Here is an 18,743-nt window from a genome sequence, read left to right as displayed (position 1 = left end):
TCGTTCACCCGGGCAGCGGTTCGCCCGGGTGATGGTCGGTTACGCTTAGTGCACGCCGTTGAAGTCGGCGGTCGTTAGCGCGTGGTTGCCGGCGCCGAGGTCGATCTTGAAGTCGGCCGCGGTGTCGCCGTTGGTGTTGCCGGAGACGAAGGTGTGCTCCGCGCCGTCCTTGACCTCCTGCGTGACGATCACCTGTCCGGCCGAGGTGAAGACGTTGCCGGCGAACAGCACGAAGGATTGGTTGCCGGCCGCCCCCGTGTTGGCGTCGATGGCCGACAGGTCGATCTTGTCGCCCGGCTGGAAGCCCTTGATGGTGTCGCCGTTGGCGTCGGCCGCTGAGCCGAACACGAAGGTGTCGTTGCCTCCGCCGCCATCCATGACGTTCGCCGCCGAACTCGCCGCGACGGTGTCGTTGCCGGAGCCGCCGATGAAGTTCTCGAACCCGAAGACCTGGTCGGTGCCGCTCTGGGCGCTCGCGACGCTGCCGTGTTGGCCGATGCCGTTGCCGAGATCCGCCGTGATGTTGGCGGAGATCGCCGAGTAGTCCAGCGTGTCTTCCTCGGTGTCGCCGAAGTAAGTGTCGTTGCCGTCGCCGGCGGTCGCGATGATCCGGTCGTTGCCGGCGCCGCCGTAGACGGTGTCGTTGCCGGCACCGCCTTCGAGGGCATCGTCGCCCGCGTCGCCGAAGAGGCGGTCGTCGCCGGCGTCGCCGGTGATCAGGTCGCGTCCCGCACCGCCGAATAGGTCGTCGTTGCCCTCGTTGCCGAACACCACGTCGTCGCCTGCGCCGGCCTTCACCAGGTCGTCTCCGGCCCCGGCCTTGAGCGTGTCGGCGCCGTCGTTGCCAAGGATCACGTCGTCGCCGTCCAGGCCGCTGAGGACGTCGTCCCCGGTCGCTCCGATCATCACGTCGGCACTGGAGGTCCCGATCTGACCTTCGGCCATGCCCGGGTTCACTGCCGGCGGAACCGGAGTGTCGGCGCCGTCGTGATCACCGGTTCCGGAAGAACAGTGCTCGTCCTCTCCGCTCGAGTTGCCGTCCTGGCCGCTGTCCTGCTCCTCATGGTCCCCGCCAGAAGGGCCTGAAGGATCGCCAGCGGGAAGCACGCTTTGGGTGTCGACCACGTCCTGCGGACGCAGCGCCCCGATCACGTGGTCGTCGCCGCCGCCGCCGTGGAAGACGACGCGGTGGTCCGACGTCAGGCCGGAGATGTCGACGGTATCGCCTCCCGCGCCCCCGTTCACCGTGATCGTGCTGTAGTTGAGGCTTGTGCCGGTGAAGTTGCCGATCACCTGAACGGTGTCGCCACCGATGGTGCCGGTGCCGCCGGGAAGCACGCCGCCGGGCGACGTGACCGTTGCCGTGTTGACCGTGATCTCCTCGATATTGTCGAGTTCCGCGATCACCGCTCCGTTGCGGACCACGACGATTTCGGTGTTGGCGTTCAGGCCCGTGAAGCCGGCATGCGCGGCGCTGCTGCCCGTTCCTGGACCAGCACCGTCCCAGTCGTCGGTGTTAGAGTAGATCCGGAACGTTTCGGCCGAGGCGTTGCCGGTCACAACGAAGCGGTCGCCGGCGGCGCCGTTCGCCCCGCCATCGACGAAGTCGCGGCCGTCGGTCGCCCCGGAGACGTTGCTGCGCCAGTTGACCGTGTCGTCGCCCGCGCCGCCGAACACGGCGTCGTTGCCGAGCGCGGCAGTGATCGTGTCGTTGCCATCCTGACCGAGAACGAGATCGACGCCGGAGGTGCCGGGCATGGTGTTGGCCGCCGAGGTGCCGTTGACCAGGTTGTAGTTGGCGCCGGCGAACCGCAACGTTTCGACGCCGACCACCGTGTCGGTGCCTTCCGCGGCAGTGAGATCGCTCACCGTCAACTGGCCCGCTCCGTTCAGGCCGAAGGTGAAGTTGCCGAGGCCACCGGCATAGACGGCGGTATCCGTGTTCGCGCCGCCGTTGATGGTATCGTCCCCGGCGCCGCCGTTGATGGTGTCGTTGCCGCCGTTGCCGTTGAGGATGTCGTTGCCGGCGTTGCCGTTCAACGTGTCCGCACCTCCGAAGCCGAAAATCGTGTTGGAGCCGTTGGCGATGTCGTCGCCGGCCGTGCCGTTGAACGTGGCCTGGATCGGCGAAGCCCAGTTCGCGCCGACCGGACCGGTCGGATTGGAGATCACGGTTTCCGCGTGTCCTCCCGCATCGGTGAAGGTCGCCACGACGCGCAGCTGGTGGCCGGCCTGGGCGTCGAGGCCGTTGAATCCCAGGAGCGAGATGTCCTGCGGCGTAAATGTCGCGTTGGTGGCACCCGCGATATTGGTCCACGTCGTGGCGTTCAGCTGCTGCCACTGGTAATGCAGGGCGGCCGGATCGAAGCCGTTGGCATCCTGGATGCCGCTGATGTCGAGGGTCAGTTGCTGCCCTTCGGTCGGGGTCGGATCGGAGATCACCGGCGCGCCCGTGGCGGGGATTTCGACCAGGTTGGCGATATCGACCGTGCCGTCGGCGAACTGGATCTTCTGGATGCCGACCAGCAGGTCGGTGCCGTCGGTCGGTGCGCGGGCTGGCAGCGGGTCGTTAGGTCCCGTCGGCGTGTGGCCCTTGTCGACGATCTTGTAGGCCTGGACGTGTCCGGCCTTGGCGCTGTCGAACTCGATCAGCGTGACTTCGTAGTCGGCCTTCACGCCGTTATAGGCCGCCGTGTCGGTGCCGCCCGAAGCTCCGCCGTCCCCCAGCGTGACATCCTTGAAGAACTGCGTGCGCAGCATTTCGGTGAAGTGCTTGTCGAAATCCTGCGTGCCTAGGGCGGCGTTGTCCAGAAGACCGGCGCCGAGCGTGTCGTCGTAGGCGACACGGTGCGAGGCGCCCTGGTAGCGGGCGTCCTGGAGTCGAAGCGCCTCGGTGGAGCCGTCGTTGTTGTTGTTGTGGTCGTAGGTCGAGGCGATCTCGTTCCCCTGAGCATCGTGGCCCTGAATGTACTGGCCGATCAAGGTGTCGAGCCGGACCGACCCGCCGACGATGACGTCGTTGCCTGCGTCGCCCGTCAGGACATCGTCTCCGGAACCGCCGACGACCCAGTTGTCGCCCGCGTCGCCGCCCAGCGTGTCGTTGGAGACGCTGCCGACCAGGCCCTCGATTTCGAACGCAGCGGGAACTGATTGCGCGGCGTTCACCGCCGCCAGCGGGTTGGCCTGCTGGTCGAGGTCGTAGGTGACGCCGACCGGACGGGCGTGCTGCAGGCTGAAGTCCATGACGTCGAAGCCAACGGTTCCTGGCGTGTTGCCGTCGTCAGTGACGCCGTCGCCGCCCAGGATCTCGTCCGGACCGGTGCTAAGCGCCTGGGCGATGTCGCCGACCTTGAACCAGTCGTCGCCTGCCTGGCCGAAGGAAATGTCGACGTCCGTGCCGTCGAGCAGCATGTCGTCGCCGTTGCTGCCGTACAGCATGTCGGTGCCGGAGCCGCCGTCGAGATAGTCGTTGCCGTCGTTGCCTTCGAAGAACGGGTCAGTGTCCTGCTCGCCGTACATGACGTCGTCGCCATTTCCGCCGAACAGCTTGTCGATGCCGATACCGCCGTTGATGTAGTCGTTGCCCGCACCGCCTATGACCTGGTCGAGGCCGTTGATGTCCGTGCCGCTCGACTCGCCATACAGAAAGTCGTCGCCGGCTCCGCCGTCGATCAGGTCGGGGTTGTCGCCACCGTAGATCGTGTCGACACCGTCGCCGCCGTAGAGGCGGTCGATGCCGTAGCCGCCGTAGATCTTGTCGTTACCGGCGTCGCCGTAGACGGTGTCGTCGCCGCCCTGGGCGTAGATCAGGTCGGCCCCCTTCGAGCCGACGATGATCTCGTTGGATTCGGCGCCGGAATTCGGCGTGCCGTCGAGGTTGACGAAGCCGTTCTGCCCGTACGCGCTGTTGGGGTCGGTGTCGGCCAGGCGGGTGTCCTGGATGTAGTGCACCCCGCCGATGACGACTTCATGGCCGTCGTTCAGGTTGCCGCGTCCGCCGTTGGAGTAGATGCCGATCGTTCCGGCATCCACCGCGGCGATGTCGCCGTATTTGTGCTCATTGCCGGTCGTCAGGTACTCTGTCTGTCCGGGCGCCAGCACTTCCTTGTGGGCGCCGAGGTCGACGTACTGGTCGGCATATCCGAAGATGTTGCCGTTGAGGTGCGTCAGGCCTGTGGTGCGTTCGACCATATCCTTCAGCTGGGCGTTGACGATCTCGGTGCCGAACTGCACGCCGAAGAGGCGGTAGAGGTAGTAGAAGCGGTCGCCGTCCATCAGCTTCTCGATCTGGTCGACGAAGATGCGGTCGAAGGTCTCGCCGAGCAGGCCCCCCGGCTGGTGAATTTCGGCCAGGCCGCCGAGCCAAGTGTCGATTTGATTGAAGGCGAGCGTGCCGACGCCGCCGGCCGCCTCGTCGCCGTTCATGAAGCCGTAGGCCTGGTCGAGCGAGATGCCGAGCGTGCCGGCCGCGACGCTGCCGTCGACGATCCCGACGATGGTGTTGGCCTTTTCCAAGTCGCCATCGAAGGCGTAGGCGGCGATGAAGTTGGCCAGCGAGCTCGGGTGCTGCATGTTCTGGCCGAAGTCGTTCCAGCTGGTGTATTCCGAATAGCCGAGCGTGTGGCGCACCTCGTTTAACGTCGGGATGCCGAGGTCGCGGCCCCGGGCGATGTTGATCGCGGCGAGATCGAGCGGCTGATCGAGCAGGCCCTGGTTGAGGGCGGGGGTGACGAATTCGTCCACCTCGTTCATCTGCTGGTGCGTCATGCCGAGCACGATCGCGGAAGGTCCGACGTCGGCGAACTTGTCGGGAGCCAGGAAGGCCGCCTTCAGGGCGTAGCCCATGATCTTGCCGGTCAGGCCGCCGGACGGATCGATGGTGTCGATGGTCTCGCGCAGGGTGGAGTGACCGAAGCGGAAGGCCGCTTGCGAGTATTCCAGCGAGATCGCGGAGTCGACTTCGGTCGAATAGGCGCCGAATTCCTGGATGTTGGGCGAGACGTTGCGGGCGTACTGGTCGACCGCCGCGTGCTGGTATTCCATCTCCACGACCAGCTTGGCGCCGTTGAACATCTTGTCCTGGTCCCAGGAGATGTTGCCGTTGGCGTCGAGATAGTCGCCGGCGGCGTTCATTCCGTGCCCGGTATCGATCTGGAAGCCGTGCAACGCGGCGTGCGTCGGGTCTCCCGACACGACGTCTTGGGTGTGCAGCGCCTCGATGATGTTCTGGATCTGGTAGTTGTGCTCCTCGTGGAATACGTGGTGGATCGAGGTGAGGCCGAAATTCTCGTTCACGCGGCCGTCGCCCGCGACGTAATGGTCGCCGACCGAGGCCATCAGGATCTCGCCGACGGCGTCGTGCAGCGCACCCGCGGGGACCTTGATGCTGAAGTCGGCGAAATTGACGAACGGAAAGAGCGCGTTGGCGCCGTCCAGCGTATGGGGCGTTCCGGCAGGCGAACCCGGAGGCAGGTTTTGCATGAACAGCGTCAGCTTGTGCGTGGTCGCGTCGATGCCGAAGCTCGACCCACTGCCGAACGTCGATTTGACGTAGCCGTCGATGGTCGAGATCGCGGACGTCACCTTAGCCGCCTGAGCCGCGGTTCCGTAGGCAGCCTCGCCGGCGTCCTGCGTGCCGTTGCCGTTCTTGTCATAGAAGGCGCCCATGTGGCCGGCGTCGAAGCGCGGGTTCATGTCGAGCAGCAGCGCCGATCCGCTGGTGCCAGTGGTCACGTGGCCGGAGGCGTCGCGGTTGCGCAGGTCGTTGACGTCCTCCCAGGTCAGCGCGTCGCGGGCGGTCGCATCGACATGGGCGCGCAGTTCGTCGAGCGTCGGCAGCGTCTGGTGAGTGCTCGTTCCGTCGGGCTTAATCCAGGCCGTCTCGAGGGTCTGCCCGTCGAACAGGTTCATGCCGGCGTGGTACTGTCCGGTGGCCGGATCCTTGACCCATTCCCGCAACAGGTTGGTGAGCTGCTCGTGGGAGCCGTAGGTCTGGCTCTGGTCGATGAAGGGCGAGGTGTGGTTGACGTATTCGGGCCCCTGGGCGTCGACCGTCTGGACGGTGGCGCGGTTGATGGTGATCTCGTGAACGGGTTGCCCGTCCGGGCCGAGCATGCCGTACAGCGGGTCGTCGGCGGCGAGCGCGATCTTGATGGTCTGGCCCGACGCCTTGCCGATGAAATCGAGGCCATGATCGAAGAACTGGCCGAACAGCACGAAGAAGCCGTTGGAGGGCGACACTCCCGGATTGAGTCCGCCGATGAAGTGGTCGCCCTGGCCGGCCGAGGCGGCGAGCCGCGCCTGGGTATCGACTTGGCCGAGCCCGCCGTCAGCCACAGTTGCGAGCTGGCCCCAATCGAGCACCTTGGCGGTGCCGGTGGTCGGATCGTAGTAGATCTCGTTCGGCTGATGCGAGGCCACTCCGGCGTCGCTCTGGTGGTTCGCCCACGTATCGAAGGTGACGCCGCCCGTCGTGGTCGTCAGGCTGATCATGCGCGGCGTATAATCGACGACGTTCGGCAGATCGATCTTGGTGCCGTCGGCCGCGGTCTGGGCACCGGCCGGATCCGCCTTGATGGCGTAGTCGCCGTTGAGCGCCGGGTTGAAGCCGCCGGTCGCGGCGCTGTAGGAGGAGTAGTAGGTTTTGGCGGCGGCGTAGACCCGGTCGGCCACCGCCTGCATCACGGATGAGTAGCCGGCGTAGTCGGCTGCCGCCGAGCGTGTGAATATCTGGTCGACTGCGCCGAAGGTCGAGTTGACGAGCGAGAGGTTGTTGTTGAGACCGCTCGGATCGCGCAGGCCGGCGAAGTCGAACTCCGAATAGTAGGACTGCCCCCACTGGGCGATGGCTGCCGTCGACGCCGCGTCGCCTGCAACCGTTCCGCCGGTGCCGATGAGATTGCCGTGCGAGTCGTACACCGGGCCGGTGCCGTCCCACAGGATGATGGCGTTTCCTGAAGCGTCGAACAGCGGACGGAAGTTCACTTGATTGAGCAGGAAGTCTATGTCGCTCTGATCAATTACAAACGGCTTGAGATAATTCGCCATGATCCACTCCTGCCAAGTTTCAAGGAGATCGAACGGCCGGATCTCCCACATTGCAGAAGCATGTCGAGTGCATCGGGGGCTGTGTAGGGGAGAAGGTCGAGCGAAAAATTCCGCCGATGGTCGGCCGAGCTTCATCGGACCAAAGTCCCCCGCCTCGGACTTTGGTCCGAATCCAGCTCGGCCTTTCGACGGGCGGCGCGCACTCGCGCGAGCGCATGGGCGGCAAGGTTCCGGCGGTGGCGTTAACCTTGATGGGGCTTCAGATGAATCTGCAGGCGACGTGGGAGCGCCTGCGATCTTCACCATGTTCGCCCAAAACGTTGAAAGCCGACCTGATTGGAGCATATGATAGTCGCAGATTTAAGCATCTGTTCATCGATGACATTGTTCGAGATTGATCGCCATGAAGGAGAAGTCTCCGGTGCCGGTGAAGATGATCGGCACATTCCTCGCGACGACATTGCTTCCTTGAGAACCGGCGAAGGCAAGCCGGCGGCCAGAGGCGCCGCATCCAGGCCGACCGGAGAAACCATCAGCATCGCCCGGCGGCGGTTGCATAGCTGGTGGTTTCGGAGGTCGCTCTTCGAGCAATTCGCGATGTTGTCTTCGCTGGTGCTGTGTCTTTCGGTCCTCGCGGTCGGCGGTTGGGTCGGTACTCGCATCGCTGATGGCGTTCTGCGCGGCACCAGCGGAGCCGCCGCCCTGTACATGATGAATTTCGTCGAGCCTTACGTACAGTCGATGGACGGAGGCGGCTCGCCGAGTGCGGAAGACGCCCGCGGACTCGACGCGATCGACGAATTGCTGAAATCGAGGCGCCATGTCGCCTCCGTCAAGATCTGGCGGCCGGACGGCACCATCGTCTACAGCACGCAAAAAGGACTTATCGGAAAGCGCTTTCCGACGACCGACATCGCACCCTCGCTGCGAGGAGAGATCCGTGCGGGAATGGCCGACCTGAACGATGACGACAGCGAGTTCGAACGCTCTCTGTCGATGCCGCTCTACGAGATTTTCCTGCCGCTCTACAAGAACGAGACGGAAAAGATCATCGCCGTCGCCGAAATCTACGAAGACGCCAGCGCGCTTCTCCGCGACCAGGCGAGCGCCGTGCGCGGCGCGTGGCTGGTGGTCGGGTCGGTGGGTCTCGGCACCCTCTTGGCTCTGTTCGTCGTCGTGCACCGGGGAAGCACGACGATAAAAGGGCAACGGTCGGCGATCAGGCAGCGCTTCCGCGAGAAGATGCTGCTGCACCGCAAGAACGACATCCTCACGTCTGAAACGGAAGAAGCCCTTCGCACGGCTGCTCGGATCGACGATCTTGTCCATACACGGATTGGAGCCGAGCTCCACGACGGGCCCGCCCAGCTGATGTCCTTCGTGCTGCTGCGGCTGGAGGATCTCGAGCAGGAGCTGAATGACCGCCCGCCGAGCGCGCGGGCGCTGCTGAAAGAGCTTCGGAGCGCGCTCCAGGACGCGCTCAAGGAGCTACGCGTGATCGCCGCCGACCTGCTTCTTCCCGAGGTCGGCGATAGCGGCAATCTCCCCGAGGTACTCCGCAAGATCATACAGACGTACGAAGGCCGCGCCGCGTGCATTGTCGATTTTGAGGTGGCCGGCGTGCCTGAGAAACTGCCGCGCGAGGTGATGCGTTGCGTCATCAAAGTGACTCAGGAGGCATTGAACAACGCATCCAAGCACTCGGGGAGCACCCGCCAGACCGTGATACTCCGATGGGACGACGGGATGTTGCGGCTCTCGGTGCGCGACGACGGATGCGGCCTTTCGAGTGCGACGCCGACCGGGCCGCATGCGGGTCTCGGGATGCCGGGAATGGCCTCCAGAGTGAGAGCGCTGGGAGGCACCTTTTCGGTACTCTCGAGCCCGGAACAAGGTACTGAAATTCTGTGTGAGCTCTCCGTGAACGGTTTCCAGACGGAACTGCCACCAACGCGATTGCAACGTCGATCTATTGAAAGTGATTGAACTTGTATCCTTATGATGCCTATCATTCGATCATTCTGGAATGCCACTTTTCATCGGTGTGAGTTTTTTGCATTGTGAGTACCGCATATGGAAACGTTGAGTGAGCAAGCTACCATTGCCATCGTCGACGACCACCCGATCTACCGCCAAGGATTGGCCGCCGTGTTTCGGGCGGAGCGGCGCTTCAAGGTCGTAGCCGAAGGCGTCTCGTCCGCAGACGCTCTGGACATAGCGAAGGCACATCGCCCGAACATCATCATCCTCGATCTCGGGATTCCCGGCGACAGCCTGGAGACGCTCAAGCAGTTGTGCGTGGAATTTCCCGGAACGCACTGCGTGATACTCACCGCCTGCGACGATCCGCAGACCGGAATCGCCGCCCTGAACGCGGGTGCCCACGGCTACATCCTGAAGGGGGTCAGCGCGAGCGAATTGAAGGCCGCGATCTGGGCCGTCTTCAAGAACGAGTCTTCGTTCGTCTCGCCAGAGTTCGCCGCGCGCCTGCTCTCGGCTGTTCAGCAGAAAGAAGTCGGATCGATCAACGTGAATCTCAGTCATCGCGAGCTCCAGATCATCGCGGAGGTCGAGAACGGCGCAACCAACAGGATGGTCGCCGAAAAACTCAGGATCAGCGAAAAGACCGTCAAGCACTACATGAGCAGCATCATGCAGAAGTGCGGCGCCACGAACCGTGTATCCGCTGTCATGGCATTTCAGAGGATGCGCCAGTCCGGTCAGCAGGTCTGAATTGAGACCGAGCACTGATTTCGAGTCGGGATCGGAACGCCGAATACGGCGACTGCCGTTTTACGTAATTCCGGGCGAGAAAGTTCCGGTGTGGTTAGCTCCGGACGAGAGCCGGGGCCCTTGGCGTCCTTCGTTGGCCACTGGACAGTGCGCGCAAAGCGCGCCGATCTCTTCCAGCTTCCTGACCGGCGACGCCGCGGCGAAGCGCCATGCCAGTGCTTCAGGCCCGGCGAAAACCACACGACGTCGCCTGGCCGGATCTCTTCGACCGCACCGCCCTCGCGCTGCACCCACCCGAGCCCCGCCGTCACGATCAGCGTCTGGCCAGCGGGTGCGTGTGCCAGGCCGTGCGGGCACCTGGTTCGAACGTGACCTGGGCGCCGCTCACGCGAGCGGGCTCCGGCGCCTGGAAAAGCGGACCGATGCGGACAGTGCCGGTGAACCAGTCCTCCGGACCCTTCTGGGAGGGCCGAGACCCGCTCCGCGTGCGCTCGTCCTTATCGAATGTTTCTCCTATGAAATGCCGCTGGACTACGAAACCGAGCGTCACGTCGGCACCGCAGCCGTGCCCAAGTGTGGCAGGGTGAAGTAAAGGCGGTATTCTATTGCCAACCGAGGCGGTTTACTTTGTCGGCCGACCGCGCTTCGCAATCGCCGCTGCGCCTGACCCCGCGCTGCAGTTTCAGCCGCCCGTCAAGGACGACCGGGTTTCCGCGCCCGCGACCGCGCCGCTACCGGGTGGCTGGCTGTTGATCTGCTGTTTCATAATAGCTGAGGGCTTGAACACCACCACGCGTCGCGGAGAGATCGGCACCACCTCGATGCCGGTCCTGGGATTGCGCCCGAGACGTCCCCCTTTTTCGCGTACCATGAATGACCCGAACGAAGACAGCTTCACCGTCTCGCCCTTCTCCAGGCAGTCGGTGATCTCTTGCAAGACCAGTTCAACAAAAGCGGATGATTCAGTTCGGGACAGTCCTACCTTCTGGTAGACCGCCTCGTACAGATCGACGCGCGTGACCGCCTTGCTAGTTTTTGGCATCGCACGGCCCCCCAGTGTGCGCCAAATAATAGGGCCCAACGCAATGTGGTCAACCGTCAGTGCGCGTTCGGGCGCGCTCCGCAAGGCGGGGGCACGGCACGGGCTGTTGCCGGTGCCGCTTCCTAAGCTCCAGGTCGATGCGCTTGAGCCCGGTGGGCTGCGAGATCGAACCGAGGCCGATCATCTCAACAAATGCCCGGTCTGCGGAGCGTTGCTCGCATGCGCGATCTAACCCAAATGCTGGCGCATGTTCACGACGTGGAGATTGAAATATGCCAGAATCCGGGGCCGCAAGGCCCGTTGCATTAGAGTTAAAAGCAAAGCCTACGGTAAACCATCCGCCAACCGATGGATGCTACCACGTCGCGAAAACCCGCACACGACTTCAGGTGGGCACATGCTTCGAAATGGCAGTTATTCTGCTTGGTTCAGAACCCGGCAGAAGGAAAGACGCTGCATGATGCAGGGAGAGGGAACCGGCGTTATTGAGCTTAACGACGGGAAAGTGACCGGCGGAGACGGCGGGCTCACCTACACCGGCTCATACGTTGTAGACGGAGATAATTTCACAGCGTTCATTGCCACGGAGCGGCACACGCCGGGGCAACCATCCGTTTTCGGCCTCGGCATCGACGACGTTAATTTGACGCTGACCGGTAATTCCACCCCGACGACGGCATCCTGCACCGGAACTGCCAAACAAGCGCCGGGCTTGGCCTTCGAGGCCGTTTTGGTCCGTATGGCGGATGAACCGAGCAACTCAGCGCCCCAGGCGTCGAGGCGATGATGGGACACGCTACGCGATGCCGAGCCTGACATGAAAGAGGCCGCCAACTGAGGCGGCCCAGCTTAAGGTGTTGCATGGATAGTTACGGCATATTTGAGCACATCCAATTTTATCTTGTCGGTAGCGCAATTTGCACGGCGCTCGTTTCTATAATTTATATCCCCACGATGCGGCAGGCGTCGAATTCGCAGAAGGGGCTCGCATCAGCTTTGATATTCACGGTGTGCGCCCTGATAGCCTATGCCTTTTGGGGATACTCTCCTTCCTATAATTCGAGTGTCTTTGGTGTGGTTGCTCCGGCACTTTTTGCCATCTTCACCGCCGGGTGGATCGGGTGCACGGCAATAGATTTGATCCGCACGCTTCTAACGTCCCGCCGAAAACCAAAATAGGCCAGTACCAGCCGACCATCGTGATCTTGAATCAATTCGGGATGCGGAGGCCGCCGGTGCGTTCGCCCTTCCGACCCTGTTACGGTACGACGCGACCCCGCCAGCACCACGACAATCGTGGAGATCGCCGACGCCGATCCGACGACGCGACTTTGCGACCCGTACCCGCCTGCCTGCATCCAGATGAGGACAGATAGCCCGTATAGCCGTTGGCATCGGAGCAGTGACAAGATAGCGCAGGACAAACCCGAGCCTTGGTTGTGTAGCTTACCCTTTAAAGGCGCGGGGGGCGACGATTCTCGGACGGCACATCTATCCCCGCAGGTATCAGTCCCAGATCGACAGGGGGGAATTAGCCGTGCATGCAATCGATCCGGACCCGCGCAGCAATAAGTTGCTGGCGGAACTTCCGCCTCAAGACCTCCAGTTTCTCATTCCACATTTCGTCACAATGAAATTCGCTCAAGGTACCGTCCTTTGCGAGCCGGACGTCGATGTCGATCACGTCTATTTCCCGAAGTCCGGCGCGGTCTCGCTGCTGGCCGTCATGCGCGATGGTAAGGCCATCGAGACCGGCACCGTGGGGTGCGAAGGCGTGGTCGGCCCTATGTCCGGAATTGGCCCCAGTAAATGGCAGGTGAGAGTCATCGCCCAACTGCCGATGCTCGCCAGAAGGATCGCCTCAACCGAATTTAGGAAGGCAGTCTCCTCCAGCAAAGCGATTGCCGATCTCTGTCTACGCAGTAACGAGGGTCTGCTCACACAAGCGCGGATCGGCGCGGCGTGTAATGCGCTGCATCGGTTCGAGGCGAGGTTCTGCCGGTGGCTGTTGCAAACCCGTGACCGAGCCGAGAGCGACACGATCATGCTCACGCACGAATTTCTCGCTCAGATGCTCGGGGTTCGCCGCACGACAGTCACGGAGACGTCCATTAAAATGGAGGCCGCTGGTGCAATCATTTGTTCGCGTGGCCTCATCAAGATCATCGATCCCGAAGCGGTCAAGGCCATGGCTTGCGAATGCTATGAGACCTTGCGGGGGCAAATGTCGGTGAACTGATCCACGCAGCCGAGCCCGCTGGTGCGTTCGCTCGTCGGCCGCTGTCACACCGCACGACACGGGTGCAGATCGACAGGCGGTGGGCCGCGCAGCGATTGCGGTGCCGTCTCGGATGGACGTTACCCACCGTCACCGCCAACTGGCGAAGTTGAGCGAAAAAGATCAAACCTGAGACTGGCCAAAAAATTTTTGGGTCGCCCTTTTGCGACGACCAAAGGGGAAATGAATATAGAGGCGCGGCCGATCTGCGGTGCCGGGGGTTTACCCCCGGACCCAATTTAGAACCGAGAGCGGAAGCGGGCTATCACACCAGCCGCTTCAACACTCGCTTCACCTGGAGCGCGGTCCACGCGCCCTCGCCTCGCGCAGTCGGTACTCCTTGGCGTCGAGCCCGGCTGCGATCTGTCTTAATGACGTAGCGCCGTCCGCCTGCAGCTCCGCTTTCGGCGGTGCGATACCGCCGCCCTCGCCGACGCGCGCAGCTGGCGGGCCGCAGCGGACTGCATGTTCCGCCTTGCTGCATCATGGCTCTTGCTCCGACTGTTTGCGGATGTACATCCAGAGGACAAACGTCGGGATGCATATCCGACACGCCGAATAACTTTTTCATGGCACGGGTCCAAGCGGTCGGATGTCCGTTACTGTCAAAAGCGGAAGTTGACAGACGCCCTGCCGTCGTCCGCTCAACCCCTCAAGAGCGGACATCTCGCACCAGGGCTGTCACGTCCGAAAAGTGCCAACAGGCGACATCATTCGATCACCTCGTCGGCGCGGGCGATGAGGGAAGCCGGAAGATCGAGGCCGAGGGCTTTTGCCGTCTTCAGGTTAATCACCAGATCATATTTGGTCGGAGCCTGGACCGGAAGATCGGCCGGCTTCTCGCCCTTGAGAACGCGATCGACATAACCGGCCGCGCGCCGAAACTGGTCGATGCGATTGGGCCCGTAGAAAATCAGCCCGCCGCTGTTGATATTGTTTCGGTTGCCATACACGGCCGGAAGTCTGTGCTGGGCAGCTAGTTTAATGATGAGATCGCGATGCGCCGACACTCCGGCGCTCGGCGTTACGATCAGGCCTCCATTCCCTGAATTCGCGAGAGCGACGATCGCGCGCTCGATCTCACTACTGCTGCGCGCGTTGACAGCGCTGATCTCCACGCTGAGCCACTCCGCAGCGTCCTGTATGGCGCCAAATTGGGCCATCGCTGCGGGATTGTCCGGAAGGCGAATGACAGCCATTCGCCTTATGTTCGGCTCGATCTGTTTGAGAAGCTCCACCCATTTCGCTGTGAAGCCGAACTCGAAAATCATGAAGCCGGTGGCGTTGCCGCCCGGCTTCGCAAGCTTATCGACGAACCCCGCACCGGCTGGATCGGTTACGCCGACGAATACGATCGGCAGTGCGCGGGTGATGCCCTCCACCGCAGCTACACTCATTGTGCCGCTGGCCAGAATGATATTTGGCGAGAGATCGACAAGTTCTGCGGCGTATTTGCGCTCCAGCGCAACGTCGTCTTCACCCCATCGAACGTCAATCCTCAGATCGAGGCCAACGTTCCATCCAAGTTGTTGCAAGGCCTGTTGGAAAGCCGCGATGCCCGCCTGACCTTCGGTATCATCTGCGGCGCGGTTCATGAGTATGCCGATACGACGAGCCTGTTCTGCCTGCTGAGAGCGCACGACATACGGCGAATATCCCACGGAAGAGGTGCTATTGAGAAATCCGACCAGGGGAATCGCAGGCTGCTGCGCACGTAGAACAAGCGGCCATAATGCCGCGCCGCCGCCGAGGGCCGTAATGAACTGGCGTCGTTTCATACCATCCCCCAAGGCGTTGGGACAGACGAACGCTGGGCAAATTAGCACACGGAAGGACCTAGTGCATCGAATTTCGAGTGAAGCGAGCCAACCTTGCGATGTCCGTCCCGGGTGTGCGCCGTGACAAGGCGGCGCTTTCCAGTGGGTGCAAGCCCCACCCGGCAACCGCTACCAAAAACGGAAGTGGCCGCGCTGGAACGGCATGTCCGTTCTACTCTCTCCACAACAGACATCCTCTGACGGCCCCGCCATGTCCGTTTCGTGCCAGGAACGGACTCATGCGCTGCAACAAAAATTCGGGCATCAAAACTCGTTGTCAGTCGTGCAGGTCGTTGAGCAACGCCTTGGCCTCCTTCAGATCGAGCGTGTCGAAGCCTTCAATGAACCAGCCGTAGATCGGAGCGAGTATGTCACGGGCCTCGTCCCGCTTGCCCTGATCGCGCCATAGCCGCGCCATGCTCATCGCCGCGCGCAGCTCCCAGGACTTTGCCTGCTGCGCCCGCGCTACCGATAGCGCGCGCTCGAAATAGGCTTGCGCTTTCGCCACAACCGGCTCCGGGGACTTTAATGAAATTTCGCCGGCCACGCGATGAGCTTCGGCCTCGCACCATTTTTCCTTGGCTGTTTCCACCGCTGTCATCGCTTCGCCGATCCAGCGCCAAGCCTCCTCGAGCCCAAGCTCCGCATGGGCGCGTGCCAATTGCGGCAAAAAGAGTGGCAAGAAACCAGTTGCTCCCGTTGACCGATAGGCAGTAATCCCGGAGATCAACATTTCGTTCGCGTCCGAAGCCTTGCCGGTCAGGGCCAATACGCTACCACGGCGCATCATTCCGGCCGCCTTCCAAAAAAAGGCACCTTTTTCTTCGGCGAGAGCGAAAAGCTCCTGGGCTTGCGAGGCGGCCTCGGCGTGATTGCCGCAGAGTGTATATGATACCGTGGTATGGTTTAAAGCGTACATCAGCGAAGCGGCTTGACCGATCTCTCGCGCTTTCTTGAGCGCGTCATCAGCGTCTCTGAGCGCCGCCTCGGGATAGCCAAGCAACCACAGAGCCCACGACCGATAGGATAAGGCTGCCACCCCAACGTCTTGGCCAAATCGCGTCGCCAGCGGACGATGCTCGGCGGGATCGTAAAGCGCGATCGCCTGATCCAAGTGCGCCCGGCCTTCCGTGATGTCCCCCCTTATCAACAAGGAAGTTCCCATGAGGCGATGCCCGATCATCAGCGGGGCTTTCGCCCTTTGCTTTTCCGCGAGCACCAGGAACTGCGCCGCGAGATCGCGACAGACATCGCCATTGAAGGCCACAAAGTTCGCTACCCAGAAGGCGTAGAGGACCGAGAACAGCAGCAGCGGGTCTTCGGGAGGCTCTCCCAGCGCTTCAGCTTGCTCGATCAGCAAACGTGCCTGCTCCGCAGCCGTCTTGGTTTCGACCGTGGCATAGCCTTTGACATGGATGATTGGGGTTATGAGCGCGACCTGAAGCTTGATCTGCTCGCGACGCAGGGTCGGCGTGCCGGGCAAGGTCGCGATCTGCTCGAGGGCACGGGTGAACTGGGCCGCGGCTTCCGCAAGCGCCGAGCGATCGAGCGACCGCTCACCCGCTTTGCCCCATAATCCCGCGGCCTTCTCGATCAGCCCAGCCTCGGTGCAGTGACGCGCCAGGATCTCGGGCTGGCTCTCGGCAGTCTCGGCGAATTGGCTTTCAAGGATTTCGGCGATACGGGCGTGAAGCGCGCGTCTCGGCTCGCGCAGCAGCGTGCCATAGGCCGCGTCCTGCACCAGGGCATGCTTGAAAAGGTAGCTCGCCTGCGGCGGCACGCCCTGCCGGAACAGCAAACCTGTCTGAACGAGACGATCAAGCGCCGATCCCAGCTCCGCCTCGGACTTCCGCGCCACCAACGCCAGCAGCGCATGGGAGAACTCCCGCCCGATCGCCGATCCGATCTGCGCCACCTCCTTGGCGGGGCCGAGCCGATCGAGCCGCGCCATCAGCGATGCTTGCAAGCTTGCCGGGACCGCCAAGGCGGGAGACGGAACCGAAGCGAGCGTGCGCCGGGCCGCTCCCTCGCTCTCCGCCTCCAGAACCGCCTTCGTCATCTCCTCCACGAACAGGGGAATGCCGTCGGTGCGCTCGACGATCTCCACCATCACATCCGCCGGCAGCTCCTTGTTCCCGACCAGCCGCGCGATGATGGCGACCGCTTCACGTTCCCCAAGCCGGTTGAGCGTCAGGCTCGTCACATGCGACTGTCCCACCCACGGCGCGTCGAACTCGGGACGGGAAGTTACGATGAGCAGCGTCGAAAGAGTTTTAATCCGGTGGACAGTCCGACCGAGCACTTCCAGGCTCGTCGGATCGACCCAATGCGCATCCTCGAAGATCATCAGCACCGGTTGCTGGTGCGCCAATTCTGCAAGTTGCGCCATCAACGCTTCGAGCGTTCTTTGCCTGCGATGTTCCGGAGAAAGCTCCTGCACGGGATAGCGTCCATCATTTGGGAGCGACAGCATCTCGGCAAAGAGTGCGGCAGCCTGGGTCGAGGTCGAGGTCTGGGCGAGAAGCGCATCGAGCTTGTCGAGCTTCGCTTGCGGTTTGTCGTCGTGCGCCAGTCCGGCGGCGCGCTCCATCTGGCCACTGATCGGATAGAATGCACTGTCTGTGTGCTGCGGCGAGCAGAAATAGCGCAAGCGCGTGTGCGCTTCGCCGGAGAGGCGCTCCAGAAGTGCCGCCGTCAGTCGCGACTTGCCGATGCCTGCCTCGCCGGAGAGCAACACTACCTGTCCTTCGCCGGATTTGGCTTTCGACCACCGCCGCAGCACCAAGTCGAGTTCTTCTTCCCGCCCGACGAGGTAAGTCACGCCGCTCGCATGCATGGCTTCGAAACGGCCTTCCACTGAAGCCGGTCGTAGTGCCACCCAGGCTCGTACAGGCCCTGAAATACCCTTGAGTTCCTGTGGACCAAGATCCTCAAGCTCGAACAAGCTGCCCACGAGTTTGCGTGTACTTTCAGCAACCACCAGGCTGTTCGGCTCTGCAACGCCCTGTAAGCGTGCCGCAAGGTTCGGCGTATCGCCGACGATGCCGTGCTCCTGCGCCTCTCCCGATCCGATCAGGTCGCCGACGACGACCAGTCCAGTGGCGATACCAACGCGGGTTTGCAGGGGAACTGGCGATTTGAGTGCAGTGACCGCCGCGATCAACTCTAGCCCCGCTCGCACCGCCCGCTCGGCGTCGTCCTCATGCGCTTGTGGATAACCGAAATAGATGAGCACGCCGTCGCCCATGTATTTCGCCACAAACCCGCCAAAGCGACGCACGGCCTCGGCAACGCACTTCTGATAAGCCGCAATGACCTCGCGCAAATCCTCAGGGTCCATTCGCGCGGAGAGTGCTGTCGAGCCGACAAGGTCCGAGAACATCACGGTGACCTGGCGGCGCTCGGCGGTGTCCTTGGCGGATTTGTCGATTGCCAGAGGCGCATCGGATAATGGCGGCGTTGGTGCGCTTACTTGAGCGCGCAAGGCTGCGATGGCGTCGAGCAGCTTTCGACGATGTCCGACAAATCCGACACCAAGATCCTTCAAGTCCTCGGCCGTCAACCTCGGCAGGACCGTGTCGTCGATCTTATTCTCGCGGAATGAGGCCTCATACTGTTCGAGGCCAAGCCTCCGCAGCCAACCTCCGACGTCCATAACGGCGCCCCTGGCTCGCCTACCGACGCATGATCCACCAGGGGAGATAGCCTGTCTAGGGCCCGGTTTTGAATCACCGGTTCGGGTCAATCGCGTCGTTTCGACCGTGGTTGGGCCACTTCCGGTCTGCCCCTATGAACGGACATAGTCAGACCGCCCCGACATGTCGGA

At 62.6% G+C, this 18,743-nt stretch carries 9 protein-coding genes and 1 pseudogene; 5 read left to right on the top strand and 5 right to left on the bottom strand.

Annotated elements, in window-relative coordinates; all coding sequences use genetic code 11:
* Nucleotides 1-45 precede the first annotated feature (45 nt).
* Nucleotides 46-7,047, bottom strand: coding sequence for a peroxidase family protein (locus tag B5527_RS19300; protein ID WP_154072375.1), 7,002 nt, complete (start codon nucleotides 7,045-7,047; stop codon nucleotides 46-48).
* Nucleotides 7,048-7,097: 50 nt separating this feature from the next.
* On the opposite strand from B5527_RS19300, the gene B5527_RS45390 reads away from it, so the two are divergent.
* The 3 genes from B5527_RS45390 to B5527_RS19290 all read left to right on the top strand — a co-directional run bounded on the left by B5527_RS45390 (nucleotide 7,098) and on the right by B5527_RS19290 (nucleotide 9,780).
* On the top strand, nucleotides 7,098-7,445 hold the full coding sequence (locus B5527_RS45390; RefSeq protein ID WP_172842604.1) for a hypothetical protein: 348 nt from the start codon (nucleotides 7,098-7,100) through the stop codon (nucleotides 7,443-7,445).
* Nucleotides 7,426-9,033 carry a sensor histidine kinase gene (locus B5527_RS19295; RefSeq protein ID WP_172842603.1) on the top strand — a complete coding sequence of 536 codons (1,608 nt, stop codon included), beginning with the start codon at nucleotides 7,426-7,428 and terminating at the stop codon, nucleotides 9,031-9,033. Before B5527_RS45390 ends, B5527_RS19295 begins: the two co-directional genes overlap by 20 nt.
* 87 nt (nucleotides 9,034-9,120) lie before the next feature.
* Nucleotides 9,121-9,780, top strand: a complete 660-nt coding sequence (locus tag B5527_RS19290; protein ID WP_079602939.1) for a response regulator transcription factor — start codon at nucleotides 9,121-9,123, stop codon at nucleotides 9,778-9,780.
* 196 nt (nucleotides 9,781-9,976) lie between these two features.
* Here the strand turns inward: B5527_RS19290 and B5527_RS46385 are convergent.
* Both B5527_RS46385 and B5527_RS19280 read right to left on the bottom strand, forming a co-directional pair.
* Nucleotides 9,977-10,297 (bottom strand): annotated as a pseudogene (locus tag B5527_RS46385) ((R)-mandelonitrile lyase); the annotation flags it as partial.
* A gap of 165 nt (nucleotides 10,298-10,462) precedes the next feature.
* Complete coding sequence (locus B5527_RS19280) at nucleotides 10,463-10,822, bottom strand: integration host factor subunit alpha (RefSeq protein WP_154072374.1); 360 nt, start codon at nucleotides 10,820-10,822, stop codon at nucleotides 10,463-10,465.
* Between the two features lie 457 nt (nucleotides 10,823-11,279).
* On the opposite strand from B5527_RS19280, the gene B5527_RS45385 reads away from it, so the two are divergent.
* Together B5527_RS45385 and B5527_RS19260 are read left to right on the top strand one after the other, a co-directional pair.
* Complete coding sequence (locus B5527_RS45385) at nucleotides 11,280-11,609, top strand: GrlR family regulatory protein (protein WP_172842602.1); 330 nt, start codon at nucleotides 11,280-11,282, stop codon at nucleotides 11,607-11,609.
* A 750-nt stretch (nucleotides 11,610-12,359) separates the two neighbouring features.
* Nucleotides 12,360-13,061 (top strand): Crp/Fnr family transcriptional regulator, encoded by a 702-nt coding sequence (locus tag B5527_RS19260; protein WP_154072372.1) that lies wholly within the window; start codon nucleotides 12,360-12,362, stop codon nucleotides 13,059-13,061.
* A gap of 749 nt (nucleotides 13,062-13,810) precedes the next feature.
* Here the strand turns inward: B5527_RS19260 and B5527_RS19255 are convergent.
* Nucleotides 13,811-14,878 carry an ABC transporter substrate-binding protein gene (locus B5527_RS19255; RefSeq protein WP_079602934.1) on the bottom strand — a complete coding sequence of 356 codons (1,068 nt, stop codon included), beginning with the start codon at nucleotides 14,876-14,878 and terminating at the stop codon, nucleotides 13,811-13,813.
* A 316-nt stretch (nucleotides 14,879-15,194) separates the two neighbouring features.
* Entirely contained in the window at nucleotides 15,195-18,572 is a 3,378-nt protein-coding gene (locus B5527_RS19250) for an AAA family ATPase (protein WP_079602933.1), read from the bottom strand.
* Between the last annotated feature and the right edge of the window lie 171 nt (nucleotides 18,573-18,743).

The organism is Bradyrhizobium erythrophlei (assembly GCF_900129425.1).
Classification (GTDB): domain Bacteria; phylum Pseudomonadota; class Alphaproteobacteria; order Rhizobiales; family Xanthobacteraceae; genus Bradyrhizobium; species Bradyrhizobium erythrophlei_C.
This window is presented reverse-complemented; position numbering and strand designations above follow the sequence as displayed.

Excerpts from the sequence above, each read along its gene's own strand:
- B5527_RS19295 (WP_172842603.1), top strand. The coding sequence starts at position 7,426 with ATGACATTGTTCGAGATTGATCGCCATGAAGGAGAAGTCTCCGGTGCC.
- B5527_RS19250 (WP_079602933.1), bottom strand. The coding sequence starts at position 18,572 with ATGGACGTCGGAGGTTGGCTGCGGAGGCTTGGCCTCGAACAGTATGAG.
- B5527_RS19255 (WP_079602934.1), bottom strand. The coding sequence starts at position 14,878 with ATGAAACGACGCCAGTTCATTACGGCCCTCGGCGGCGGCGCGGCATTA.
- B5527_RS45385 (WP_172842602.1), top strand. The coding sequence starts at position 11,280 with ATGATGCAGGGAGAGGGAACCGGCGTTATTGAGCTTAACGACGGGAAA.
- B5527_RS19280 (WP_154072374.1), bottom strand. The coding sequence starts at position 10,822 with ATGCCAAAAACTAGCAAGGCGGTCACGCGCGTCGATCTGTACGAGGCG.
- B5527_RS19290 (WP_079602939.1), top strand. The coding sequence starts at position 9,121 with ATGGAAACGTTGAGTGAGCAAGCTACCATTGCCATCGTCGACGACCAC.
- B5527_RS19300 (WP_154072375.1), bottom strand. The coding sequence starts at position 7,047 with ATGGCGAATTATCTCAAGCCGTTTGTAATTGATCAGAGCGACATAGAC.